Below are 24,269 nucleotides of genomic sequence, written 5' to 3' on the forward strand. Positions count from 1 at the left end.
CGTGCTCCCATAATGGACTAACTTAGGATTCATCAGATATGTCAATTAATGTACTTATGACTGTCCCTACCGGCCCTGGCGTTGGCTTAACGTCTGTCTCAGTAGGCCTTGTTCGAGCACTCGAGCAACAAGGGTTAAAAGCCAGCTTCTTTAAACCTATCGCTCAACCTCAGCCAGGCGATAAGGGACCCGATAAATCAACCGCAATGGTCGCTCAAGGGTCAACATTATCACCTGCCGAGCCCATTCCGTTACATGATGCAGAACGTTACCTTTATAATGATAATATTGATGAGCTCATGGAAGAAATTGTTGGTCGCTTCCAAGCAAGCGTGGAACCAGACTCGACGGTTATTGTAGAAGGTCTTGCCCAAATAGCAGGACACCCCTATGCAACTAGACTTAATAAAGCCATTGCTAGAACCCTAGACGCTGGACTTGTATTGGTAACAGCGCCTAACAACATGCGTGTAAATGAATTAGAGCATCATGTTGAAATTGCCGCAGGCTCTTATGGCGGAATTAAAGCAAATGATGTGATTGGCTGTATCCTGAATAAAACAACACCAGGGTCGTTAGGAGTAAAATCTTACGGTGATCTATTTGCACAAAGAGGTATTTTTAAGCGCAACTTTAGTTTACTTGGTCAAATACCAGCGGCAGTTGAACTAACCTATCCTCGAGTCAAAGACGTAGCAGACTTTCTTAATGCCCGTATTATCAACGCTGGAGAAATCGATTCTCGCCGTGTGCAATCTTATACCTTGTGTGCTCGCGGTGTTGAAAATATGCTTGAAGCCTTACGCCCAGGCGTATTAGTTTTCACACCGGGTGATCGAACCGATGTCATCATGGCAACGGCCATTGCCGCACTAAACGATATTAAAATCGCGGCATTAGTTCTCACTGGTGGTTACCAACCAAGTGAAGCGCTCATGTCACTATGCGGGAAAGCCATGGCAAAAGGCTTGCCCATTTTATCGGTTGAATCAAACAGCTGGGAAACCGTTATCAATATGCAGTCTTTTAACCAAGAGATTCCATTAGATGATAAAGAGCGGATTTTGATGGTGAAAGAGCACATTGCACGATGCATTGATCATGACTGGATCAATTCATTTGCCATGAACCAAGAAGAACGCAAGTTCTCACCACCGGCCTTTAGATTTCGCCTTATTGAATTGGCACGCTCTCTTAATAAGCGAATAATCCTACCAGAAGGCGAAGATATCAGAACCATTCAAGCGGCTTCTATCTGTGCTGAGCGAGGCATTGCTCGCTGCACTTTATTAGGTAATGAAACAGAAATTCTTCGAATTGCACAAAACAACGGCATTGAATTAAACCATGGTGTTGAAATCCTTAATCCAGTCAGTATTCGCGACCGTTATGTCGCGCCCATGGTTGAGCTTAGAAAAAGCCGAGGCCTAACGGACATTGTCGCCCGAGAACAGCTTGAAGATAACGTTGTTTTAGGCACCATGATGTTACAAGTCGGCGATGTTGATGGCTTAGTGTCTGGCGCTATTCACACCACAGCAAATACCATTCGACCTGCGCTTCAACTGATCAAAACATCGCCTGGCGCAAGCTTAGTGTCATCAGTTTTCTTTATGTGCTTACCGGACCAAGTATTGGTTTACGGTGATTGCGCCATCAACCCAGACCCAACAGCAGAGCAGCTTGCAGAAATCGCCATTCAAAGTGCAGATTCCGCAGCGGCGTTCGGCATCACCCCTAAAGTCGCTATGATTAGTTACAGCACAGGTGGGTCAGGAACAGGTAATGATGTCGATAAAGTCAGAGAAGCGACAGCGATAGCGCAAAAGCTTCGTCCTGATCTTTTGATTGATGGTCCCTTGCAATACGATGCGGCTATTATGGAAAAAGTCGCAAAACAAAAAGCGCCAAACAGCAAGGTAGCAGGTAAAGCCACCGTCTTTATTTTCCCTGATTTGAATACCGGCAATACCACTTACAAGGCCGTGCAACGAAGCGCCGATGTTGTAAGCATAGGACCGATGCTGCAAGGTATTCGCAAACCGGTTAATGATTTGTCTCGCGGTGCCTTGGTCGATGATATCGTCTATACCATTGCGATTACCGCGATCCAAGCCGGAAAACTTAAGGATCTATAAAAATCACAGTCCAATACAAGTACGTCATTTTTCACCTGTATTGGACATATCCTCAAATGCCTATTATCATTTACTGATAATCGTTTGATTGGTGATTGTAATGTCTGGCAGCCTCCCACACACAATAGCGCTTTCAAGTCATACTTCAACAAGTACGACAACACCTGGCTATACCACTTTTGATTTACGCTCGGACGAAGACACTAGCTTAGCGGCCCTGAATACGCGCAATGCAAAAGCATCAAGCGACCTTGTTGTTACTATATCGGAACAAGGACAGGCCCTTTCACAAAGAAAACAAAAAAAATTTGAAGAAGAAACAATCAATAAAAAAAGTGACATATGGCATGATCTAGAGGAAGAGTTTATAGAAGATGACCTTGAGCCTCTCATCGACGGTATGAATAAAGAGACAAAAACCACCAGCTATAAAGAAAAAACACCGACTGGAGATGTTCTCGATCAAATTGTTTGATTCTTACAGACTCTTTCATTAAATGTAATTTTATTGGCAGGATGCTGATAACTAAAAACCTTCAAGGAGTGAAGAATGTTACGTTCCCGCCTAACTATGCGTGGTTTTACGCTATTAGAGCTCATGGTTGTGATAGCGATTATCTCAATACTCGCTAGCCTGTCAGCCCCTACCTTTACACGCCAAATTGCCAAAGCAAAATTAATAGAAGCACAAAACCTCGCGACTCAGCATCAATCTATGGTTGAGGAATTTATTCTTTTACACGGATCCTTTCCAACCAAATCCGAATTTAACCTCATAAAACACCCCTTATCCAAAGATTCAATCGTTAAGTCACTGTCTGTTAATAGTCAAAATAAAAGCTCAGGAATCCTGGCTATCAGCCTTAATAGCAGCACGGGAGTAAATGAAAACCAATATCTAAAATACACACGAGATGTAAATAGAAATTGGCATTGCAGCTCTGATTTAGACTCAAACATTCTTCCGATGCAATGCCAAAGCTTAGCGGGGGAAGAAGAATGACATTAGAAGAAATACTCTCCAATGCTGTTAGCAGCCATGCGACCGATGTGCATATTGAACACTCAAACCTTGGAGCAACAGTCTTTCAACGCAACTTCGGGTTACTACACAAAATCGCTAATTTATCCCAAGGTAGCAATCTCATCAACCGCATCAAAATGCGTTCAAATTTAGACTTGTCAGAAACAAGGAGAACACAAGAAGGCCAGTTTTTATTTGAGGAGCGAAATCGACAGACTTTTATTAGAGTAAGTATTGTTGCAACGGTCAAAGGCGAAAAAATCGCCATGCGATTATTACCTGAAAAAAACCGCTTAGGGCTTAATGATATAGGCATAAAGCCATCATTACTGACGACATTGAACTCAACACTAAAGGGTGCCAGCGGCTTAATTTTAGTCTGCGGAGCCACAGGGGCAGGCAAAAGCACCACACTGTATTCGTGTCTTGACTCTTTAAATAATGGCAAAAGAACCATTTTTACTATTGAAGACCCAGTTGAATATGAGATTCAGGGGTTATTCCAATGTGAGCCAAATCACGCTATTGGATTAGATTCTGCCGCTCTATTGAAATCTTTTTTAAGACAAGATCCGGATATCATTATGGTCGGTGAAATACGAGATTCGATCACAGCAAACCTTGCAGTTAATGCGGCTCTCACTGGACATCTGGTACTCGCCACTCTGCATACAAACTCAGCACTTGATGCGATGCATCGTTGCCATGGCTGGCAAGTAGACTTTTTTTCCCTAGTTAGCTCTTTGAAACTCATTATTCACCAATCCATGCTTTATAAAATTGCTTCACAACAGCCCGTATTCAATGGTTTACAGCCTCTATGGAAAGACTCTCTACCCAAAAACTACGAAATGCTTATTTCTACTCCCGCCCTATGGCAAACCTTTACCCATAAAGATAGCGAGGCTCAAATTGCCTTGGTATAAAATCAAACACCAAAATGACAAAGTCGATTACAGGCATGGGATATCCGAAAGCAAGGTTCTTTTTGATTATATAAAAGATGGTCACTGGCAAATTTCTATCACCCACTGGAATCCAAAGAAACTGGATTACAAAGCATTGCAGACTTTTTACGAAGAAATACAGAGTGCTCTGCATTCTGGACTGCAACTGAATCAAGCCATCACTCATTTTGCTTTATCATCAACACACCCCATTATCGGAACAGTAAGCAAAGCAATATTGAGCGAATTAGAGCATGGTGTCCTTTTCAATGAAGCGTTAAACAACCTAACAAAATCAGCCGCCGCTCCCTATTGCCATTTACTGAACTCACACGGCACAAGAGAAGACTGCGAACAAAGCCTTACTGTTTCTATTGATCAACTAAAAACATTGCTAGATTGGTCAAAACGATTATTAAAAGCCATTATTTACCCATTTTGCATCATTCAAATCGCGTTAATCATTATGATCGTGAACCGTATATTTCGGTCAACGTCTATGGGTAATTATGTTTTTGAATTCATTAGTGACTTGTCTATTTATACCGTATGCAGCGCCATTCAACTCGTAATCATCCATAGCCTTTATAGAGGCCATGCTTGTTATTGGCTAGAAAAATACAGCTCAACCTTTCGTCTTACCAAACTTTTCTCTCTATTAAGTACAACACGAAAAACAGGGCTCACTTTGCAACAGGCGATAAAAAGGATGCCGGAATATTTTCAATACGAACCAATGAAACAAGAAATTTATACGGTGTATTACACGCTCTGCCTTGGAAATAATTATGCAGCTAGCTTCCCAAAGCTTTGGTTTCCCAATCAGTCGGCCATAGCCCTTCATTCTGCAGAGCAAGATGGCAACATAGAAAGAGCGCTTATTCTTGCCAAAATAGAACACGAAAAGCACTGGCAAAAAAATATTTCCTTACTTGAGAAACTCATTCCCGCAGTGTGTCTATTTATCGCTGGTGGGTTTGTCACTTCTGCTCTGATTTCTTTATACGCACCACTGCTTGAGATGCCTTAAATGGATACATTCATATTAGAATGGTTTTTTTACACATTAACTGTCTTAAGTATTGGTAGTTATTCCGCGGCTTTTATCTCTCGATGGCCGATGAAGCACGCTTACTTATGGGAAAAAGAAGCGCATGACTTTCTTTCACTGCCTTTTAACAAACTTCCTCCAGTCCAAATAAGTAACACTCGATCTCACTGCTCACATTGCGAACAGATACTTAGGTGGCAAGACCTGATTCCTCTAATAAGTTATTTATTACTCAAGGGAAAATGCCACTACTGTCAAAAAAAGATCTCTTCTCATTATCCTACGATCGAGCTTCTACACCTTGTTTTCTGCCTTCCTCTGTTATGGCTATATGAAGACGTCTATCAGCTTACGCTGCAGACTGTATTAGTAAGTGCTTTAATAACAGCAGCATGCATTGATATAGTGCATAAATTAATACCCGATGAATGCAGTACAATAATATTGGCGTGTGGTTTATTACTCCACTTACTTTCAAACACATTAGAAAACAGTGTATTGGGGATGTTAATAGGCTATAGCCTTATATTCACGTTACGATGGCTATATTTAACATTTAGAAAACAAGAAGGCATAGGGCTAGGCGACGTAAAGCTCATCGCGGCACTTGGCGCTTGGCTTGGATTTTCAAGCTTAGCGCCTCTGTTACTTTGTGCAAGTTTAACCGGAATCCTATACACTCTGTTATTCAATAAAGATGGATCTAAACACATGGCATTTGGCCCATTTTTAATTCTCTCTGGCATGCTGATGTTTTATTTATAACCTATGGCTGACACTACTCCACCTATCATTGGCCTTGCTGGTGGCATTGGCTCAGGCAAGAGCACAATTACAAAATGCTTCAACAAATTGGGCATTCAAAGTGTCGACGCTGATGACGTCGCAAGACTCGTCGTTCAGCCAGGATCGGCTTGCTTAAGCAACATTCATCAGCGCTATGGTGATCGCATATTATTAAATGATGGCAACCTGAATCGAAGCGCCTTACGCACTATAATCTTCAATCAACCAGAAGAGAGATTATGGCTAGAATCTTTAACACATCCCGCCATTCGTGATGAAATAAAAGTACAAATCAATGCTACATCCTCAAAATACACATTACTTGTTCATCCTCTACTGTTTGAGACAAATCAAGACGCTATATGCAAGCTAGTGGTCGTGATTGATGTTCCCGCACATATACAGATTCAACGCGTCATGAACAGAGACAGGGTAAGCCAAGAAAGCGCTGAAAAAATCATGGGTACACAATTAAGCAACAGTGAACGCATTAAGAGGGCTGATCTAGTCTTGGAAAACGCTGGTAATATTGTTGAAATGAATGCTAAAGTCTTCAAATTGCACCAAAATATTTTAGAGTTATTATCATGTTAAATAGTAATACTGCAACCTTAGTTGCCTGCCCAACGTGCCAAACAAAAACACCTTGGTCTAAAAAAAATCCAGACCGTCCGTTTTGTAGTGCGAGATGTAAGTTGATTGACTTGGGAGCATGGGCGAGTGAATCTTATTCTATTCCTCAGCAAACCTCAGAAGAGGACGAGATTTTTTCGGAAGATCTCGTGATTGATCCAAATAAATCCTTTTTATAATTGCTAGACGTGGAATGTAATTATTTATGGCACAACCAGACTTCTCTAAGAAAAAAGCGTTACTCATAGAAGATATGGCAGAAGCCAGAATCATGCAGCGAAAAATGCTAACAGATTTTGGTTTTACCTCAATTGACATTGCCATGAAAGCAGAAACTGCTATTGAGCTTCTGAGAAATCGAACTTTTGATGTCATTCTATCTGACTACAACCTAGGTAACGGTAAAGATGGACAACAACTGTTAGAAGAAGTGAGACATTCTAAACTCATACCAAACACAGCTACTTATTTAATGGTCACCGCCGAAACATCAATTGAAATGGTCATGGGCGCCATCGAATATCAGCCTGACGGCTACATTACGAAACCTTTCTCTCAAGCTGTTTTGCAAAGACGTCTCAGCAAATTATTAGAAACAAAAGAAAAATTGTATGACGTGAATGTTGCGCTTGATTCAAATAATTACGAAGAAGCAATTGCCGCCGCAAAACGGGTAATAAAAAAACACCCTTCTTTAATTGGTAAATGTGAAAGAGTCATAGGTGAAAGCCTGCTAGAGATAAAAGAATACAAAAAAGCACTGTCTTTATTCAATAACACATTAAAAAGTCGAAAAATGCCTTGGGCATTATTTGGCAAAGCTAAATCCTATTTTTTTATGGGCGAATTGGAAAAAGCGGAGCAAAACTTTCGGCAACTAATGTTTGATAACCGATTCTTTGTCAGCGCCTATGATTGGCTTGCAAAAATTCAAGTCGCTCAGGGGAAGCCTGAGGAAGCCCAAGCAACTCTAGTTGAAGCGATAGGCAGATCGCCCAAAAATATTCTTCGCCAAATCGAATTAGGTAAAATCAGTTTATCGCTAAATGACCCAGTAACCGCTGAAATGGCATATCGAAGAGCGGTTTTTTTAGCCAAATACTCTTGTTACAACACGGCTGAAGTCTATCTAAAACACCTGGAATCCCTCGCCAGAATAGCGGACAGCGGCCCATTACTGCCACGACAAAAAGACAATTTTGAAAGTACTCTTAAGAAAGTTCATGAGTCATTTTTTGATGACATGGAGAATAAAGCCAAATCTTATAGTTATGAAATAGACGTTTATTTAGCGGAAAAAGACACATTGACGTCCAAGCAAATATTTGAGGTTTGGCTTAGTGAAGCAGCATCAGGCAGTGCTACGCCACCAACAAAAAAACAAAGCTCTGCCTATAGCAATGCTTTTGGAGGCTAGAGATGAAAAAACTGAATATTAGTACTATTCTTGCCAGTGCAATACACGAAAGTAAAAACCAAGTAGGCACCCTGCTTTATCAGCTACAAGGCCTGAAAGACACAACAGACAGTAATGACCCAAACCAAAGTAAAATCATATTGATAGAAGAGTCGCTTAAAAAACTAAATGACGAATGGGTCGAGTATCTCTACCTCTACAGACTTGCGTCAAATGGCTACGATCTCCATGTTGATACTTTTTCAATCGATGAATTTTTAGATGATCAAGTGTTCGCTTTACAACCGTCTGCCAATGCCAAAAACCTAGTATTAGACTACCATTGCGATACCAACCTAACGGGTACTTTTGATGAGAGATTAATGACGGCGGTCGTTAGCACGGCTGTTTATAATGCTTTTCGCTTTGCAAAATCAAAAATCATTCTCAGTGCAAGGCAGGAAAAAGAATTTCTAGTCATCTCTATAGAGGACGATGGCAAAGGTTTTGTGCATATAGAAGAGCAACCGGAAGATATCTTTGAGGTTAACACTGGCTTAGGATTGTATTTTGCTGAATTATCAGCCTCAGCGCACGTTGTTGATGAAGTATGTGGCTTTATAAAAAAGGAATCTTCTTTATCTCTTGGTGGTGCAAGCCTTACCGTCTACCTACCCCAAGCATCAGAAGAGCTCTTCGTTGAACACTATTAATATGAAATTTCTTTCAGATATTCTGATAACAACTTTCCTGCTTGCTCAATGTGCTGCCTCAAATAGTTGAGCGCAGCCTGCTTATTTTTTGACTCAATAAGGCGAAGCAAAACTTCGTGCTGATCCTGACTTATTGATCGATAGCCCAAAGGTCCATACTGAAAACCTAGATAGCGAACAGCCTGTTTATTTAACCCCTCCACGACTCTTTGAAGTGTCGGTCTATTGGCCGCTTGATACAAAGCATTATGAAACTGCCAGTTAAGCTCCCCTCGTCCCACTAATGTTAAATTTTCATGGTCTAAATCGATAAGAAAGCCTCTCGCTTCTTTAACATTCTCTTCTTGAATATTATCAAACGCCATCTCAAACAAAAGACATTCTAGTTCAGCCCGCATTAAGCAAAGATCCTCCGCCTCTTTCCAATTAAGAGCGGGTATCATCACACCCGCTTTACCGTGAGGGGCAAGCCAGCCTTCGGCTCTTAATGATAGAAGCGCATCTCTAATCGGTATTCGACTCACACCATAACGTGCTGACAATTCAGCTTGACGAAGAGGTACGCCTCTTGGAAGCTCACCATTAACAATATGCTCTTTAATTTTCTGGGTAATATCCACTAAGCAATGCCTTTACTTAAGCTTAATATTTGATACTAGAAGACATATAACACCAAATAAAATACCCCAAAAAGCCGACGCGATACCGCCAAACGAAACACCCGAAACGGTAACTAAAAAAGTGACCAATGCTGCTTCTCGATTAGGGTCATCCGCCATGGCATTTTTTAAATTCATCCCAATAGTTCCCAATAAAGCAATACCGGCTAATGCAGCAATCATAGTTGCAGGAAAAATGGAGAATAGCGCCACGACAGACGTACCAGCCAAGCCCGCCAACAAATAAAATATACCGGCTGATAGTCCTGCAATATAACGTCGTTTAGGATCTTTATGGCATTCATCACCAGAACAAATTGCCGCTGTGATCGCTGCTAAATTGAAAGCAAAACCGCCCAAAGGCGCTAAAAAAATTGACGTAAATCCAGTCCAGCTAATGAGAGGAGAAACCGGCGTTTGATAGCCACTACTGCGCATTACTGCGACACCAGGGATATTTTGAGACGTCATAGTCACAATATACAAAGGCACACCAATCCCAATCAGTGCACTAATATTCCATTCAGGCCAAACCCAAACAAGAGAACCAATCTCAACAGGAATACTAGACATAAGCTGACCATCGGACCTTCCAAGCACAAGCGCAACACCTGCCATCAATACAAACAGCACAGCATAACGAGGAGTAAGTCGCTTGCTCACCAAATAAGTAACCAACATACTGCCGACAAGAAAAACATCACTTATCATGGCGTCAAAAATAGAAAGACCGAATTTAAAAAGCACTCCAGCTAACATTGCACAAGCAAGCGGTAAGGGAACCAAACGCATGACTTTATCAAACAAACCTGACACACCTGTTAACAGAGTTAATAGGCCAGCAAAGACAAATACGCCAATCGCTTCAGCATAACTAATTGTCCCCAAACTTGTTGCTAGCAATGCGGCTCCAGGTGTCGACCAAGCGGTAATGACAGGCGATCTGTACCATAAAGAAAGGAAGAAACAAGTTACGCCCATGCCAAAACCAAGCGCCATAATCCAAGACACGATTGTATTAGAGTCAGCACCAGCAGCTTGCGCCGCCTGAAAGACGATCGCGACTGAACTCGCGAAACCAATGAGCACCGCCACAAAGCCTGCGACCAATGCACTCAAACTGAAATCCTTTAATATTTTGAGCACAACCCTATTACCTATATGGTTTGAAATTAATATTAACTATATTTCAAAAAAAGTATTTTTGTATACATTTTTATCTATATTTTATTATTGCACCAACATATAACCCACCAAACCAAGCGCAAATCCCATTACTGCACCCATTGGTGGCGCCCAACGCTTCTCCAAAGTAACCTGAGGGGCAATGTCTTGAAACACGGCATATAAAATTCCACCTGAGGCAAATAACATGATTCCCGATACCACCGCAGGCCATTCAGCAAGCCAAACATGTGCGACAACACCTGCTATTGGTCCGCATAATGCCAGCAACACAAAACAAAGAATGATAGTAGATGGACGATAATGAGAGGATGCTTTTAGCTCTCGAAAAGCATTAAAGCCCTCAGGGAGATTTTGCATTGCAATAAGCGTCGCGAGCAGCACGCCATTAATAGTACCCAATGCAAACGCCGCACCCAAAGCAAGGGATTCCGGAATAAAATCAGCCAACATAGCCACCAACTGACTCATAGAGGTTTGACTTTTGGATAGTTGAATATCCAGACACATAAAAGTCGTACCGCCCAATAGAAACAACAAAGCAGCAGACCAAGGAACAAAATGCTGAACACCTTCGGGAACAAGAACTAATGCAATAGCGGACAGCAAAGCCCCGCCACCAAATGCAGTAACGCCGTGCATTAATTCAGTTTCTAACCATTTAGGCCTAATACGCTCAAAATGGGCAATCAATGCGCCCAATGGCATTGCCAAGCCTGCAAACAAGGTTAAAAAAATCACACTATATAAGGGTGTCATTCAATCAATACTCCATAAGATATTCAGCCATTATCCGTGCTGAATACGTCATTTGTCACGACCAAAAAATAAGGCGCCTGCTTAGGCGCCTTATCAATAGATACTAAAATACGTTTTGGATTGCTATTGAAAACTATTGTCCAATATAGGCATTCAGAAAAGCCTTGGTTCGCTCTTCTTTTGGTTGTGTAAAAATAGCTTCTGGCTCGCCTTCTTCCACTATCGCACCTTTATCAAAGAAGCACACTCGATCACTGATCTCACGAGCAAAGTACATTTCATGGGTTACTAACAACATAGTAAAGCTTTCTTCTTTCACCAGATTACGAATAACATCCAACACTTCATCTACTAATTCAGGGTCTAAAGCTGAGGTGATTTCATCCAGTAATAAAATAGAGGGCTTCATCGCAAGTGCACGGGCAATGCCCACTCGTTGTTTTTGACCACCAGATAAATCATTTGGATAACTGTCGGCTTTATCAGCCAGGCCCACCAACTGCAGTAATTTTTCTGCAAATTTCTCGGCTTCTGCCCGCGAAACACCTTTTACTCGCATTGGTGCCTCTGTGATGTTGCGCTTCACTGTCATGTGAGGAAACAAATTAAAGTGCTGGAACACCATACCAAGGTGATTACGCATTTTATGCAAATGCTTATTATTGGCTGGCACATACTGACCTTGCCAAGGCATGTGCCAAAGCGACTCACCTGCTACGTTTATGTAACCGCCATCGATGCCTTCTAATGTCATCAAAATTCGCAGCAAGGTACTTTTACCCGAACCACTTGGTCCGATGATTGATACAATCTCATTTTCTTCCACTTTGAAGTTAAAATCACTAAAAATGACCGTTTCACCAAAGCATTTTTTAACATTTTTAAATTCAATAATTGGCGCACTCATTTCAAACTAAATCCTTCTTTTGGAAAGCGTCTTTCAACCTGATGAATACCGTAGGCTGCTAAAAGACTAAACACGAGATACAAAATCCCAACCAAGGTAAACGGCTCTAGATAACGGAAGTTTTCGGAACCAATAATCTTTGCCATCTGCAACATTTCCAACAATGTAATGGCAGAAAGCTGAGGGGTTTCTTTAAACATGGCAATGATGTAATTCCCTGTCGCCGGTATCATCGGACGAATAGCTTGAGGAAGCACAATATCTTTGTAAGTATCAAAAATGGTTAAATTTAATGCTCTAGCGGCTTCCCATTGGCCTTTTTCAATGCCATCAATACCACTACGAAAGACTTCCGATAAATACGCACCATAATGAAGGCCCAAAGCAAATACGCCTGTGGCAAGTGGTGACATACTGATCCCAAATTCTGGCATCACATAATAGAGAAAGAAAATCTGCACCAGCAAAGGCGTACTACGAATAAACTCAACAACCCAATAAGTCGAAATACGTACGGTTCGGCTATTGTTACGACGTAGTAAGGCAAACACCAACCCCATCACAATCGCAAAAATACTACCCAGCAATGTCGCCAATAAGGTCACTTTTGCCGCTGACAAAATCATGGGAAGCACTTCCCATGTAAACGCCCAGTCCCAATGAAATCCATTCATGAGTGTAGCCCTCCACGACCTAAACCTTTACTAAGGTGTGTTTCTAAACGTCTAATAAAGAAGACTAAGAATTGAGCCATAACAAAATAAAATAACAATACGACACCGAAGATCTCGCCAACCTGTAAAGTTGTATCAGCTAACATTTTAGCTTTAAAGGTCAAATCCCCAATCGTAATCAGAGAAACTAACGAGGTCGCTTTTACTAATTCAATAGCCAAATTACCAAAAGGCGGAATCATATTAACCAAAGCCTGCGGCATGATGATGCGCCACAGTCGTTGAGAAGCTGTGAAATTTAATGCAATGGAGGCTTCATACTGCCCTTTTGGCACAGATTGAATAGCACCACGAACAACTTCTGTACCGTACGCACCAATATTCAAACCTAAGGCAACGACAGCCGCTGTCATCGCATCAATGGTTATACCAAAAAATGGCAAAACAAAATAAATCCAATACAACTGAATTAGCGCCGATGTACCACGAAAAAATTCAATGTAAACAATGGCAATTTGTTTGAAGGGTGCTGGAGCGTAAAGACGAATCAATCCGAAGCTGAAGGCCATTAACACAGCGAGAGGCAACGCCATTGCCACAATTTCTATTGTGACAATGGCCCCCTGGAGTAATACGGAGACAATTTCTCCAAATTCCATGAGTCTAATTTCCCAGAGTTATTGACACAATGTTTCGGCAGTCATGCCTTCGGGAGAAGTATGCTTACCAAAACCATAAGGCTCTACCATGGCAATATGCTCTTTAGTATCAATAAAGCCTTTCAATTCGGCGTTAAAGGCATCACGCAATACGGTATCTGATGGGCGGAAACCAAATCCACCGTAGCCTTTAATCGATTTACCCTTGATCATTAAAGGCGTAAAAGGTTGCGCCAATTCCACGTTATCATCTTTTTGAGCCAACGAAGCCATAGTTAAGCTCGTACCCGCTAACGCATCAATACGATTTGATTTAAGCGCAGCAACACCAGATGGATAATCAGGTAAAATCACAATTTTACTAAGATCAATACCGAAGTCACGAGCATAGCCGTACTCTACAGAGCCAGACATCACACCTAATTTCACAGACTTACTGTCTATATTGTCGTAACCATTTAGTGCTTTAGGATTGCCGTTTTTAACCAAAAAGCCTTCACCAATACTGTAAGTTGGATTAGAGAACAAAATTTGCTCACAACGCTTTGGCGTAATGTACATACCCGCGGCAATAACATCAAAACGGCCTGCTCTTAAACCTGGGATCAAAGAACCAAATTCAGTAACAACCACCTTCACATTATCCACACCCAAATCATTAAGCACTTGGACAGCAATACTAGGTGCTTCACCAGCAGGCTCACCATCAGGAGTCGTATAGCCATAAGGAACTTCATTGGCAACACCGATCGTCACAGTGCCTTCATCTTTTATCTTATCTAATGTATTTGCAGCTACCGATACAGAGAAAAGAGCCATTGAGAAACTCATTAGAGATATAATGTATTTCCTGAATATTTTTTTCATAATAAACCTCATGTTTGCTAGAAAAATGAACTAATAATCGTAAAAAGTCTCTTTACACTAAATAAAATGAACCGAATGATCAAGAACTATTTAGATCTGTAATCATTAGATTCCTTATTATTTTTCCACTAAAGTGGTAAAAAACAAGAGGCTACAGTAGAGGCATTAAGAATAGAAAAAGAAACACCCAAAGGCTTAACGCTTATCTGCACAAAAGCACCAAATAAAAAAATACCAGACATTGTCTGGTATTTTTTTATCGATTCAATACTCACCCAGGCATCCTACCCTTCCCATTCATCTTGGATAGACACTTGAAGTGAAAATATAAAATTACCGTAAGCTAATAACTTAATATGTAAAATTTATTTCTATGAGTAAATCATTTGCTATTCGTTAAAATAGGAAGTTTAACTTGAACGGTTAGGCCTTGAGGTAACGAATCCTCAAAAGAAAGAACACCTTGGTATTTGTCTACAATATTTTTAACAATAGACAACCCAAGACCAGCGCCTTCCACTTCTCCTGATCGAAAAAAACGTTCGCTCAATCTATTCCTGTCTTGTTCAGAAATTCCTGTACCTGTATCAATCACCTTTAACTCAACTTGCATGGCAGTTTGCGCCCAGACCACTTTAATCACTGAGCCATTAGATGAAAACTTAATCCCGTTACTCATTAAGTTTTGTAATAGTATTTCGATATGGCTAGGTTCAACAAAACAATACCAAGGCAAGCTATCATCAACATTAAGAACAATGTCAATGTCTCGCTTCCATGCTAAAGGAAGAATATCTGCAATCATCGAGCGAGTAATTGCCAAGACATCGACCTTTTCCTTAACAGCGTCTTTTTGATGCTCAAGACGCGCTAGAGCCAGTAACTGAGACACAATTCGAGTGGAGCGATCGACCCCAGATGTAAGCTGTTTTAGCGATTGATTTCGTTCTGTATCATTGTTGGCTGATGTCGCATTTTCAGCATGCACCTTTAAAATACTTAATGGGGTTCTTAGTTCATGGGCGGCATCGGCGATCCAACGTTTTTCGCGTTTCATCAACACATCAATTTCTACTAAAAGGCCATTCAAAGCGTTTTTAACTGGAACCAGCTCCTCAGGAACATCAGACATTTCAATCGGCTCTAACTTTGTCGGTGTAATTTTATTTATTCGTTGAGCTAACTGCTGTAAAGGCTCAAGACCAAAACCAACCGCAGCCCAAACAAGCACCGCCAAAATAGGCCAAGCTAATAGCTCAGGAAACAGTGTTTGAAAAACAATTTTATCTGAAATTTCTCCTCTCACATCTGCACGCTCTGCAACAATAATCCTGACATCCCCAACCGTTTGTTCTAGCGTAAAAGTACGCCACTGATAGTGATCAGACATGGCATAACCGTAGCCAAAGTCGCCTTTTTTATGCTCAGTGAGGGATATCGAATCTGAAGCGATTTTGAGTTTATCCATACTCCAAATCTGATAAAATATTTTACTTTCGTACTTATGACCAACGCTGGAATCGGTATTTGCTTGATCAATAAATAAGGGCGACAAGATATCTAAATTTGCACTTATACTTTCAACGTTTTCGGATAAAGTGAGCAGCAACCTTGCTTGTTGAGCCAACCGCGCATCAAACAACTCTTCGACTTCATGGTTAGCGAATAACAACCCAATCAACATGATAGCTATACTGGTTAGGGTAAAAACCAGCATCACAAAAAAAAGCGTTCTTCTTCGAATTGAGCTGAGTAACTGGCTTTTAACCCACGTCTTGATCGACCACATAGCCAATGCCTCGTATGGTGCGAATTAATTCAGGGAACAGCTTCTTACGCAAATGATGGATATGCACTTCTAACGCATTGCTTTCTACATCATCGCCCCAGCCATACATCAACTGTTGAAGTACGTCTCTGGTAAATACATGTCCAGGCTGACTAATAAGCTCATGCAGTAAGGAATATTCTCTTCGGGTAAGATTGATATCCCTGTCTTGATAAATCACTTTATGACTCGCGGGATACAACACAAGTCCTTTGTAATGAATCTCACTGATCGCGCGCCCATAACTACGTCGTAATAACGCCCGTGCCCGTGCTTTCAGCTCAGTCACATCAAAAGGTTTAACAAGATAATCATCTGCACCTAAATCCAAACCAGCCACCCTATCTTCTAAGGCATCTCTGGCGGTAAGAATTAAAACAGGCACGCTATTTTCATTGGCACGCAGTTGCTTAAGTACAGCTAAGCCATCCAGTCTTGGCAAACCCAAATCCAACACAACTAAATCAAACACTTCGTTCGCCAATGCCTCCAAAGCATGAATCCCATCATGGAGTAAATCAACCGTATAACCTTCCCGTTTTAAGGCGGTAACAAGGCCGTCCGCTAACGAAAGATCATCTTCTACAACCAGTATGCGCAAACCTATTCCTTCTTTCATAAGTTTGCCAAGGTTAATTGCAGCATGCTGTTAAATTGTGCTAAATCCATTTCACCTTGGCGAACGTTGATCAAATCACCATTAGAGGAAAAGAATAACAGAGTTGGTGGCCCAAATACGCCATATTTTGATAAAAATGCTTGCTGAGCAGGCGTATTTTCAGTGAGGTCAAGCTGCAAAAATGAGATATTATTTGAATAGGCTTTTAGATCACTATTACTAAAGACATCCTTTTCCATTTCTAAGCAAGCAGTACACCAATCCGCATACATATCCACCACCACAACTTTTCCATTATCCTTAGCCTGTTGCATTGCATTTTCGATAAGCGCAGGATCTTGCATACGATTAAATAAAGACTGTTTCTCAATCGAATTGACGTCACCTGTTACAGAGGAAAAATAACCTAATGGCTTGTCTAAACTGGGCTTTCCTGCCAAGCCAGAAGTCAACAATGCCGCGCCGTATATTAATAAAATCAACGCAAAGCCTTGACGAGTTTTTCCCCAGCTCTTATCGCCAGACTGAAAAGGAGAAAGATGTACCGAATAGACAATACAAAGTATGGCCCATAAATACACACTAAGCGTTTCCGACACAATTCTTGATACCAAAACAATTGCCACACCTAGTAAAATCACACCGAATGCGGCTTTGACTTGCATCATCCACATACCTGCCTTCGGTAGATACTTACCACCACCCAAACCAACAAGTAATAAGGGTATCCCCATTCCCAAACTCATCGCAAACAACACACTGCCGCCAAGCAGAGCATCACCTGTTGTACTGATATAGATTAATGCACCGGCTAATGGTGCAGAGACACAAGGTGAAACAATCAGCGCAGAAATAGCACCCATTATACCGACACCAAGATAAGGGCCACCGGCACTTTTTTGACTTAGCCGATCAAGCCTGTCTCGAAGAAACATAGGTAACTGTAATTCATAGAAACCAAACATCGACAAAGACAGCAAGACAAACAACACACTAAAACCAATCAATATACTGGGCGCTTGAAACAAAGCCTGAAGGTTCAGTTGCGCACCAAAAATTCCGACTAACACTCCTGCCATACTGTAAGAAAATGACATCCCTAGGACATATGATAGGGATAAGAAAAAACCTTTCTTAGCGGTAATATTGCCTGCTTGACCCGCAATGATACCCGCTAAGATTGGAATCATCGGCAATACGCACGGTGTAAAAGTAAGACCTAAGCCTAAAACAAAAAAAGTAACCAATACCCAAAAACGATCACCGTTTAACAACAACTTTACGAGCTGCCCTTCTTCTGCTTCGGATGATGTTTCTGACTCAGTAGAAAATGAGTTCTTCGCGAATGCAATTGGCACTGCTGCAACTTTTTGGTCAGGCGTTGCAGCATGATTAAATGACACAATTTTGGTTTGCGGTGGATAACACAGACCTGCAGCGGCACAGCCTTGATACGTTACCTTTAGCTCATCCATATTTTCGCCGACTGGATCAATAACAATCACCATTCGATTATGAAAAACCTGCACTATGCCAAAATTTGGATCGTCTTTAACGTCAGATTTCGTCAGAAAATGAAACGGTATGGAGACCGTTTTATCATTAGCCAAAACAACTTTTACACGCGATTCATACAAATAATAACCATCAGAAATCGTCCATTGCACTTCTCTTTTTACCGTATCAAGTTGCAATTGAAACGCTTCAGATGGTTTCAAAAAATCACTATCAGCAAAAGCAGGGACCGCCAAAATCACAGCGAAACAAGAGCCTATTAGCCATTTAATTAACCTAAAAGACATGAAAGAAGTCGTCACTTAATGTTCCTTAATATACGTTGATTGAGCCACTATAAATAAGAAACCTTAAGCAAAACTTACGTCTTGTATTTTTGACACTTAATTTTCCCTTAAGAAAGATACCGTACTATTTCCAATATACTTTATTTGGAAGCAAGCCATGATCAAATATCAAAAACACGTCTTGATAGCCGCGCTCTCTAGCTGCCTATTCTTTTCTTCCAGCCTGTGGGCAAGCGAACTAATATCAGCCGCCAAGGCTAAAATTGCGCCTCATCAAACTGTGTACTTACCCGAATACCAAACCAACAAACAAATATCATTAGGCATGGAAAAAGACCAAGTGCTACTGGTGGATTTTTGGGCTTCATGGTGTGGACCTTGCCGAGAGTCCTTTCCATGGATGACGAACATCCAAGCTAAATACAAGGCACAAGGTCTGAAAGTCATCGCGATTAATCTGGATCAAGAAAAAGACCAAGCCTTAGATTTCTTAAAAGAGTTTAAACCTGGCTTTTCCGTATTATTTGATACCGACGCCCAGCTTCCAGAAGACTTTGGCGTCATTGGCATGCCTACCAGTTTTTTGATTGATCGTCAGGGAAAAATTAGAGCAACACACGTCGGTTTTCACGAAAAAAACATAGCGGATTATGAATCGGCTATCACTGAGTTATTAGCGGAAAAAGGGGAATAACAGATGCAAAAAACAATCAGCATAATCAGTTTGCTTACCCTGTCTATTGTTTTAGCGGGTTGCAGCGATCTTGGAGTGAAACCCTGGGAACGTGATGTACTTGCCCAGCAAGAAATGAATTTAATCAGTGATCCTATCGAAAGCAGTTTGAACGATCACATCTATTTTAGTAAAGAAGCCAGTAGTGGCGGACAAGGTTTCGGAGGTGGTGGCTGTGGCTGTAACTAAAACAACGCAAAAAAATCAAGATCTGGCGCGTTTATTAACCGCAGCCAGCTGTGCATTAATTGGCAGCCTATCAGCAAGCGTTAATGCTGCAGATAACTGGGATGTCGATTCTGCGTTCCTGCTTTATTCAGAAAGCGACGGACGAGTTTCTGCTGCCGAACCAGTGATTAGTGCCACTAAAAACTATGACGAAGAAACAAAGCTTAATATCAAACTGGCTGCTGATACGCTAACGGGTGCATCACCGAATGGCGCTACACCAAGCGACCAGGTTCAAACCTTCACAAGCCCTTCAGGTAAAGGCTCTTACGCCGCCACCGCTGGTGAGCAACCTCTAGACGATACTTTTAAAGATACTCGCATTGCCCTTTCAAGCAATTGGTCAGCACCAATAGATCGTGATTGGGCATACGGTGTTGGCGGCTACCTTTCAAAAGAGCACGACTACCAATCTCTTGGTCTAAATGGCAACTTGTCACGTTATCTCAATCAGAAGAACACCACACTTACCTTGGGTGTAAACCTGTCTAGTGACAGCATTAACCCTGAGGGCGGCGTAGCAACAGGATTAGTGCAAGTACCACTAAGCAGCTCAGACAGTGAATTTACTCAGCGTACAGATTCTGAGAATAAAAGCCTTGTTGATGCGGTTTTTGGGGTAACACAAGTCATTAACCGCAAAACTATTATGCAATTTAACTATGCATTGAGTACAAGTTCTGGTTATCTAACCGACGCTTATAAAATCATCTCTGTAATAGATGATAGTGCTGGCAGCAATTATGGTGGTAATTACCAAAGCAGCGGACGTAATCTTTACCTATACGAAAAGCGGCCAGACTCACGCCTAAAACAAAGTCTTTATTGGCAAACAAAATATCAATTTGATAACAACGACATACTCGATGTGAGCTATCGATACATGTTTGATGATTGGGGTGTCAACTCGCATACCATAGATGCCAAATATCGATTCCGTTTTGACAACCAATATCTAGAGCCGCAACTTCGTTGGTATACTCAGAGCAAGGCCGACTTTTATCATCGTTATTTAAACTCAAGTGATTACTCAAGCGCTGAATTTGCCAGTGCAGACTATCGATTAGGGGATTTAGATACCTACACCATTGGTTTAAAATATGGCTATCAGTTTGCCGATGAAACTGAATTTTACACCCGGTTTTCTCTATATCATCAAGAAAGCTCTGGCGACAAAGGTTATGGGAAGTTGGCAACACAGGAACTCTATCCTGGTTTAGATGCTGCAATGCTAATTGTTGGCTATAAATTTTAACTAAATACACCCTCTACCAAAAAGGTAGAGGGTGATCATTCACCGGAAAGCCATGACTTTTATTGAAGAATTAATTATTGATTCGTCGTTCAACCTAAGCAAGCACCCGAACCCAAGTCTGTGGCGAGAAGGTAAGCACACTTATCAAATAAAGTTTGAATGTATGGCAAGTAACTGTTCCATACTGATTGAATGCGAAGCGTTAGAATTAGTTAAGACAGCGGCAAAAAATGCCATTATTGAAGCCTGGAGAATTGAGTACAAATACAGCCGCTATCAAAAAAAAAATACCTTTTCAGACATACACTCCACACCAGATTGCTGGCAAAAGCTAGACAATGAAAGTGCACAATTGATGATTTTCGCCAACCAAGCCTACAACGCCTCGCAAGGATTATTTGATATAACATCAGGCATCTTAAGAGAAGCATGGACCTTTAATGGTAACGACAAGTTACCACTACAAAACCAGATTGACGCTCTCTTACCCTATGTCGGTTGGAAGAAATTAGCTTGGAGTACTGAAGCGCCTGAACAACTAAAAATGCCATTAGGCATGGAATTAGATTTTGGCGGCATTGGCAAAGAATACGCAGTGGATAAAGTACTCACCATCTGTTGTCAGACCCTGGCCAGCAAGTCTGCCGCCATCTTAGTTAACTGCGGTGGCGATCTTACCTGTAGTGGCGTAAGACTAAACGGAGAAAGCTGGAAAGTCGGCATTGAATCGATTTCCCGTCATAATAAAGCCCAGCAGATAATCGCTCTATCATCCGGAGCACTCGCCACATCAGGGGACAGCAAACGCTTTCTATTAAAAGATGGCATTCGTTATTCTCATGTATTAAACCCAATCACTGGTTGGCCCATTACAGACGCACCGAGAAGTATCACTGTCGCCGCTCCAACTTGCATCAACGCAGGCATCATCGCTACACTCGCCCTATTACAGGGAAAACACGCAGAAAGCTTCTTAGCATCGATAAAAACCCCTTACTGGCTATATAACTAAGTACCGTTCCATAAAGAGGCCAACATTGCATAGGCTTTTCTTCAGACGAAAAAAAGCCCTGACTGCATCGGCAATCAGGGCCTCATTAATTAAATCTTGATAACGACCTACTCTCACATGGGATCTCCCACACTACCATCGGCGATGGCGCTTTTCACTTCTGAGTTCGGGATGGGATCAGGTGGTTCAACGCCTCTATGATTATCAAGAAAACTTTATAGATCTTGCGATCAATTCTTACACTTTTTAAAACCAATATAGTTAGGTTTATAAAAGGAGCTAAGCTCAAAATTTTAAGCTTGACGACGACCTACTCTCACATGGGATCTCCCACACTACCATCGGCGATGGCGCTTTTCACTTCTGAGTTCGGGATGGGATCAGGTGGTTCAACGCCTCTATGATCGTCAAGCAATTCTGCTGCGTTCGTTCTGGCGGTTTCTTAAGATTATAATTTCTATCATCTCTTTCTTCCTACCAAAACACGCGAAGACATGCTTGGATCTTTAACAATTCTTTTTTGAAATAACGGTAATCAAGGTCAAACCAGTTTTATCGTAATGTGTCTCTGTAATCTTTGATGCATTTGCTTAGAGTCTTTTTCATTCTCTCTTCACTTATCATCTAAAACCACTTTGGTGTTATATGGTCAAGCCTCACGAGCAATTAGTATTGGTTAGCTCAATGCCTCACAGCACTTACACACCCAACCTATCAACGTCCTAGTCTCGAACGGCTCTTTAGGGGACTTATGTCCCAGTGAGATCTTATCTTGAGGGAGGCTTCCCGCTTAGATGCTTTCAGCGGTTATCCCGTCCGAACGTAGCTACCCGGCAATGCCACTGGCGTGACAACCGGAACACCAGAGGTTCGTCCACTCCGGTCCTCTCGTACTAGGAGCAGCTCCTCTCAAATCTCAAACGTCCACGGCAGATAGGGACCGAACTGTCTCACGACGTTCTAAACCCAGCTCGCGTACCACTTTAAATGGCGAACAGCCATACCCTTGGGACCGGCTTCAGCCCCAGGATGTGATGAGCCGACATCGAGGTGCCAAACACCGCCGTCGATGTGAACTCTTGGGCGGTATCAGCCTGTTATCCCCGGAGTACCTTTTATCCGTTGAGCGATGGCCCTTCCATACAGAACCACCGGATCACTAAGACCTACTTTCGTACCTGCTCGACGTGTCTGTCTCGCAGTTAAGCGTGCTTTTGCCTTTACACTCTACGCATGATTTCCGACCATGCTGAGCACACCTTCGTGCTCCTCCGTTACTCTTTGGGAGGAGACCGCCCCAGTCAAACTACCCACCACACAGTGTCCTCGATCCAGATAATGGACCTGAGTTAGAACCTCAAACATACCAGGGTGGTATTTCAAGATTGGCTCCAATAGAACTAGCGTCCTATCTTCAAAGCCTCCCACCTATCCTACACAAATAGGTTCAAAGTTCACTGTGAAGCTATAGTAAAGGTTCACGGGGTCTTTCCGTCTAGCCGCGGATACACAGCATCTTCACTGCGATTTCAATTTCACTGAGTCTCGGGTGGAGACAGTGTGGCCATCGTTACGCCATTCGTGCAGGTCGGAACTTACCCGACAAGGAATTTCGCTACCTTAGGACCGTTATAGTTACGGCCGCCGTTTACTTGGGCTTCGATCAAGAGCTTCGCTTACGCTAACCCCATCAATTAACCTTCAAGCACCGGGCAGGCGTCACACCCTATACGTCCACTTTCGTGTTTGCAGAGTGCTGTGTTTTTAATAAACAGTCGCAGCCACCTGGTATCTTCGACCGACTAGTGCTTACGGAGCAAGTCCTTCACACCGGCCGGCGTACCTTCTCCCGAAGTTACGGTACCATTTTGCCTAGTTCCTTCACCCGAGTTCTCTCAAGCGCCTTGGTATTCTCTACCTGACCACCTGTGTCGGTTTGGGGTACGGTCAATGTATATCTGAAGCTTAGAAGTTTTTCCTGGAAGCATGGCATCAACCACTTCGCCCAAAAGAGGGCTCGTCATCAGTTCTCGGCATTCTCTCTAAAAGAGTGACCCGGATTTGCCTAAGTCACTTGCCTACCGCCTTAAACACAGACAACCATCGCTGTGCTGGCCTAGCCTTCTCCGTCTCTCCATCGCAATATACATCGGTACAGGAATATTAACCTGTTTTCCATCGACTACGCATTTCTGCCTCGCCTTAGGGGCCGACTCACCCTGCCCTGATTAACATGGGACAGGAAACCTTGGTCTTCCGGCGGGGGAGTTTTTCACTCCCCTTATCGTTACTCATGTCAACATTCGCACTTCTGATACCTCCAGCCTGCCTTACAGCTTGACCTTCAACGGCTTACAGAACGCTCCTCTACCATGCCTAATAAATTAAGCATCC

At 42.1% G+C, this 24,269-nt stretch carries 24 protein-coding genes and 3 rRNA genes (1 of these 27 cut by a window edge); 14 read left to right on the forward strand and 13 right to left on the reverse strand.

The features are described from left to right. Window positions 1-38: 38 nt before the first annotated feature. The 10 genes from pta (at window position 39) to MP3633_RS10205 (ending at window position 8,688) form a co-directional block, all read left to right on the forward strand. Window positions 39-2,138: a phosphate acetyltransferase gene (pta, locus tag MP3633_RS10160; protein WP_176335461.1), complete on the forward strand. Its 2,100-nt coding sequence runs from the start codon at window positions 39-41 to the stop codon at window positions 2,136-2,138. Window positions 2,139-2,238: 100 nt separating this feature from the next. Then, window positions 2,239-2,613 (forward strand): hypothetical protein, encoded by a 375-nt coding sequence (locus MP3633_RS10165; RefSeq protein ID WP_176335462.1) that lies wholly within the window; start codon window positions 2,239-2,241, stop codon window positions 2,611-2,613. Between the two features lie 75 nt (window positions 2,614-2,688). Continuing rightward, complete coding sequence (locus MP3633_RS10170; protein ID WP_112138503.1) at window positions 2,689-3,141, forward strand: pilin; 453 nt, start codon at window positions 2,689-2,691, stop codon at window positions 3,139-3,141. Continuing rightward, on the forward strand, window positions 3,138-4,088 hold the full coding sequence (locus MP3633_RS10175; RefSeq protein ID WP_176335463.1) for a GspE/PulE family protein: 951 nt from the start codon (window positions 3,138-3,140) through the stop codon (window positions 4,086-4,088). The genes MP3633_RS10170 and MP3633_RS10175 overlap by 4 nt, the downstream gene beginning before the upstream one ends. Further along, a complete protein-coding gene (locus MP3633_RS10180) occupies window positions 4,075-5,139 on the forward strand; it encodes a type II secretion system F family protein (RefSeq protein ID WP_176335464.1) in 1,065 nt (354 codons plus the stop codon). Before MP3633_RS10175 ends, MP3633_RS10180 begins: the two co-directional genes overlap by 14 nt. Beyond that, entirely contained in the window at window positions 5,140-5,925 is a 786-nt protein-coding gene (locus MP3633_RS10185) for a prepilin peptidase (RefSeq protein WP_176335465.1), read from the forward strand. 3 nt (window positions 5,926-5,928) lie between these two features. Beyond that, a complete protein-coding gene (gene coaE, locus MP3633_RS10190) occupies window positions 5,929-6,540 on the forward strand; it encodes a dephospho-CoA kinase (protein ID WP_176335466.1) in 612 nt (203 codons plus the stop codon). Continuing rightward, window positions 6,534-6,758 carry a DNA gyrase inhibitor YacG gene (gene yacG / locus MP3633_RS10195; RefSeq protein WP_176335467.1) on the forward strand — a complete coding sequence of 75 codons (225 nt, stop codon included), beginning with the start codon at window positions 6,534-6,536 and terminating at the stop codon, window positions 6,756-6,758. Before coaE ends, yacG begins: the two co-directional genes overlap by 7 nt. 26 nt (window positions 6,759-6,784) lie before the next feature. Beyond that, window positions 6,785-7,996: a response regulator gene (locus MP3633_RS10200; RefSeq protein WP_112138491.1), complete on the forward strand. Its 1,212-nt coding sequence runs from the start codon at window positions 6,785-6,787 to the stop codon at window positions 7,994-7,996. 2 nt (window positions 7,997-7,998) lie between these two features. Next, a complete protein-coding gene (locus tag MP3633_RS10205) occupies window positions 7,999-8,688 on the forward strand; it encodes a sensor histidine kinase (RefSeq protein WP_112138489.1) in 690 nt (229 codons plus the stop codon). On the opposite strand, the gene MP3633_RS10210 is transcribed toward MP3633_RS10205, so the two are convergent. From MP3633_RS10210 to dsbD, 10 genes are all read right to left on the reverse strand, one after another. Then, window positions 8,685-9,308 (reverse strand): GntR family transcriptional regulator, encoded by a 624-nt coding sequence (locus MP3633_RS10210; RefSeq protein ID WP_176335468.1) that lies wholly within the window; start codon window positions 9,306-9,308, stop codon window positions 8,685-8,687. The genes MP3633_RS10205 and MP3633_RS10210 overlap by 4 nt on opposite strands. 12 nt (window positions 9,309-9,320) lie before the next feature. Further along, the gene (locus tag MP3633_RS10215; protein WP_342356098.1) at window positions 9,321-10,466 is read right to left on the reverse strand and encodes a benzoate/H(+) symporter BenE family transporter; all 1,146 of its coding nucleotides are present in this window, start codon (window positions 10,464-10,466) and stop codon (window positions 9,321-9,323) included. Between the two features lie 111 nt (window positions 10,467-10,577). Then, window positions 10,578-11,291, reverse strand: a complete 714-nt coding sequence (locus MP3633_RS10220; protein WP_112138483.1) for a ZIP family metal transporter — start codon at window positions 11,289-11,291, stop codon at window positions 10,578-10,580. Between the two features lie 133 nt (window positions 11,292-11,424). Continuing rightward, window positions 11,425-12,198 (reverse strand): ectoine/hydroxyectoine ABC transporter ATP-binding protein EhuA, encoded by a 774-nt coding sequence (gene ehuA / locus MP3633_RS10225; RefSeq protein WP_112138481.1) that lies wholly within the window; start codon window positions 12,196-12,198, stop codon window positions 11,425-11,427. Beyond that, window positions 12,195-12,872 carry an ectoine/hydroxyectoine ABC transporter permease subunit EhuD gene (gene ehuD / locus MP3633_RS10230; RefSeq protein ID WP_176335470.1) on the reverse strand — a complete coding sequence of 226 codons (678 nt, stop codon included), beginning with the start codon at window positions 12,870-12,872 and terminating at the stop codon, window positions 12,195-12,197. The genes ehuA and ehuD overlap by 4 nt, the downstream gene beginning before the upstream one ends. Continuing rightward, window positions 12,869-13,531, reverse strand: coding sequence for an ectoine/hydroxyectoine ABC transporter permease subunit EhuC (gene ehuC, locus MP3633_RS10235; protein WP_112138478.1), 663 nt, complete (start codon window positions 13,529-13,531; stop codon window positions 12,869-12,871). Before ehuC ends, ehuD begins: the two co-directional genes overlap by 4 nt. Window positions 13,532-13,549: 18 nt before the next feature. Next, the gene (gene ehuB / locus MP3633_RS10240) at window positions 13,550-14,350 is read right to left on the reverse strand and encodes an ectoine/hydroxyectoine ABC transporter substrate-binding protein EhuB (RefSeq protein WP_244959582.1); all 801 of its coding nucleotides are present in this window, start codon (window positions 14,348-14,350) and stop codon (window positions 13,550-13,552) included. Window positions 14,351-14,780: 430 nt separating this feature from the next. Next, entirely contained in the window at window positions 14,781-16,187 is a 1,407-nt protein-coding gene (locus MP3633_RS10245) for an ATP-binding protein (RefSeq protein ID WP_176335472.1), read from the reverse strand. After that, on the reverse strand, window positions 16,162-16,827 hold the full coding sequence (locus MP3633_RS10250; protein ID WP_112141669.1) for a response regulator: 666 nt from the start codon (window positions 16,825-16,827) through the stop codon (window positions 16,162-16,164). The genes MP3633_RS10245 and MP3633_RS10250 overlap by 26 nt, the downstream gene beginning before the upstream one ends. 14 nt (window positions 16,828-16,841) lie before the next feature. Then, window positions 16,842-18,662: a protein-disulfide reductase DsbD gene (dsbD, locus tag MP3633_RS10255; protein ID WP_244959584.1), complete on the reverse strand. Its 1,821-nt coding sequence runs from the start codon at window positions 18,660-18,662 to the stop codon at window positions 16,842-16,844. Between the two features lie 142 nt (window positions 18,663-18,804). Between dsbD and MP3633_RS10260 the strand changes: the two genes are divergently transcribed. Genes MP3633_RS10260 through MP3633_RS10275 form a run of 4 tightly spaced genes read left to right on the forward strand, consistent with a single transcriptional unit; the run spans window position 18,805 to window position 21,875 of the window. Continuing rightward, window positions 18,805-19,341, forward strand: a complete 537-nt coding sequence (locus MP3633_RS10260; RefSeq protein ID WP_112138472.1) for a TlpA disulfide reductase family protein — start codon at window positions 18,805-18,807, stop codon at window positions 19,339-19,341. Between the two features lie 3 nt (window positions 19,342-19,344). Next, window positions 19,345-19,569, forward strand: coding sequence for a DUF4266 domain-containing protein (locus MP3633_RS10265; protein WP_176335473.1), 225 nt, complete (start codon window positions 19,345-19,347; stop codon window positions 19,567-19,569). Continuing rightward, window positions 19,556-20,863 carry a DUF3570 domain-containing protein gene (locus tag MP3633_RS10270; RefSeq protein WP_176335474.1) on the forward strand — a complete coding sequence of 436 codons (1,308 nt, stop codon included), beginning with the start codon at window positions 19,556-19,558 and terminating at the stop codon, window positions 20,861-20,863. The genes MP3633_RS10265 and MP3633_RS10270 overlap by 14 nt, the downstream gene beginning before the upstream one ends. Before the next feature lie 52 nt (window positions 20,864-20,915). Next, window positions 20,916-21,875, forward strand: a complete 960-nt coding sequence (locus MP3633_RS10275; RefSeq protein WP_176335475.1) for an FAD:protein FMN transferase — start codon at window positions 20,916-20,918, stop codon at window positions 21,873-21,875. 94 nt (window positions 21,876-21,969) lie between these two features. On the opposite strand, the gene rrf (MP3633_RS10280) is transcribed toward MP3633_RS10275, so the two are convergent. The 3 genes from rrf (MP3633_RS10280) to MP3633_RS10290 all read right to left on the reverse strand — a co-directional run. After that, window positions 21,970-22,084 (reverse strand): 5S ribosomal RNA (rrf, locus tag MP3633_RS10280). Window positions 22,085-22,172: 88 nt separating this feature from the next. Next, window positions 22,173-22,287: ribosomal RNA gene (gene rrf / locus MP3633_RS10285) — 5S ribosomal RNA — on the reverse strand. Window positions 22,288-22,520: 233 nt separating this feature from the next. Next, window positions 22,521-24,269, reverse strand: a 23S ribosomal RNA gene (locus MP3633_RS10290) (it continues 1,147 nt past the right edge of the window).

This window comes from Marinomonas primoryensis (assembly GCF_013372285.1).
GTDB lineage: Bacteria > Pseudomonadota > Gammaproteobacteria > Pseudomonadales > Marinomonadaceae > Marinomonas > Marinomonas primoryensis.

What these genes read in the sequence shown, in the direction of transcription:
- pta (WP_176335461.1), top strand. Translation starts at nt 39, where the DNA reads ATGTCAATTAATGTACTTATGACTGTCCCTACCGGCCCTGGCGTTGGC.
- MP3633_RS10165 (WP_176335462.1), top strand. Translation starts at nt 2,239, where the DNA reads ATGTCTGGCAGCCTCCCACACACAATAGCGCTTTCAAGTCATACTTCA.
- MP3633_RS10170 (WP_112138503.1), top strand. Translation starts at nt 2,689, where the DNA reads ATGTTACGTTCCCGCCTAACTATGCGTGGTTTTACGCTATTAGAGCTC.
- MP3633_RS10175 (WP_176335463.1), top strand. Translation starts at nt 3,138, where the DNA reads ATGACATTAGAAGAAATACTCTCCAATGCTGTTAGCAGCCATGCGACC.
- MP3633_RS10185 (WP_176335465.1), top strand. Translation starts at nt 5,140, where the DNA reads ATGGATACATTCATATTAGAATGGTTTTTTTACACATTAACTGTCTTA.
- coaE (WP_176335466.1), top strand. Translation starts at nt 5,929, where the DNA reads ATGGCTGACACTACTCCACCTATCATTGGCCTTGCTGGTGGCATTGGC.
- yacG (WP_176335467.1), top strand. Translation starts at nt 6,534, where the DNA reads ATGTTAAATAGTAATACTGCAACCTTAGTTGCCTGCCCAACGTGCCAA.
- MP3633_RS10200 (WP_112138491.1), top strand. Translation starts at nt 6,785, where the DNA reads ATGGCACAACCAGACTTCTCTAAGAAAAAAGCGTTACTCATAGAAGAT.
- MP3633_RS10205 (WP_112138489.1), top strand. Translation starts at nt 7,999, where the DNA reads ATGAAAAAACTGAATATTAGTACTATTCTTGCCAGTGCAATACACGAA.
- MP3633_RS10220 (WP_112138483.1), bottom strand. Translation starts at nt 11,291, where the DNA reads ATGACACCCTTATATAGTGTGATTTTTTTAACCTTGTTTGCAGGCTTG.
- ehuA (WP_112138481.1), bottom strand. Translation starts at nt 12,198, where the DNA reads ATGAGTGCGCCAATTATTGAATTTAAAAATGTTAAAAAATGCTTTGGT.
- ehuD (WP_176335470.1), bottom strand. Translation starts at nt 12,872, where the DNA reads ATGAATGGATTTCATTGGGACTGGGCGTTTACATGGGAAGTGCTTCCC.
- ehuC (WP_112138478.1), bottom strand. Translation starts at nt 13,531, where the DNA reads ATGGAATTTGGAGAAATTGTCTCCGTATTACTCCAGGGGGCCATTGTC.
- ehuB (WP_244959582.1), bottom strand. Translation starts at nt 14,350, where the DNA reads ATGGCTCTTTTCTCTGTATCGGTAGCTGCAAATACATTAGATAAGATA.
- MP3633_RS10245 (WP_176335472.1), bottom strand. Translation starts at nt 16,187, where the DNA reads ATGTGGTCGATCAAGACGTGGGTTAAAAGCCAGTTACTCAGCTCAATT.
- MP3633_RS10260 (WP_112138472.1), top strand. Translation starts at nt 18,805, where the DNA reads ATGATCAAATATCAAAAACACGTCTTGATAGCCGCGCTCTCTAGCTGC.
- MP3633_RS10265 (WP_176335473.1), top strand. Translation starts at nt 19,345, where the DNA reads ATGCAAAAAACAATCAGCATAATCAGTTTGCTTACCCTGTCTATTGTT.
- MP3633_RS10275 (WP_176335475.1), top strand. Translation starts at nt 20,916, where the DNA reads ATGACTTTTATTGAAGAATTAATTATTGATTCGTCGTTCAACCTAAGC.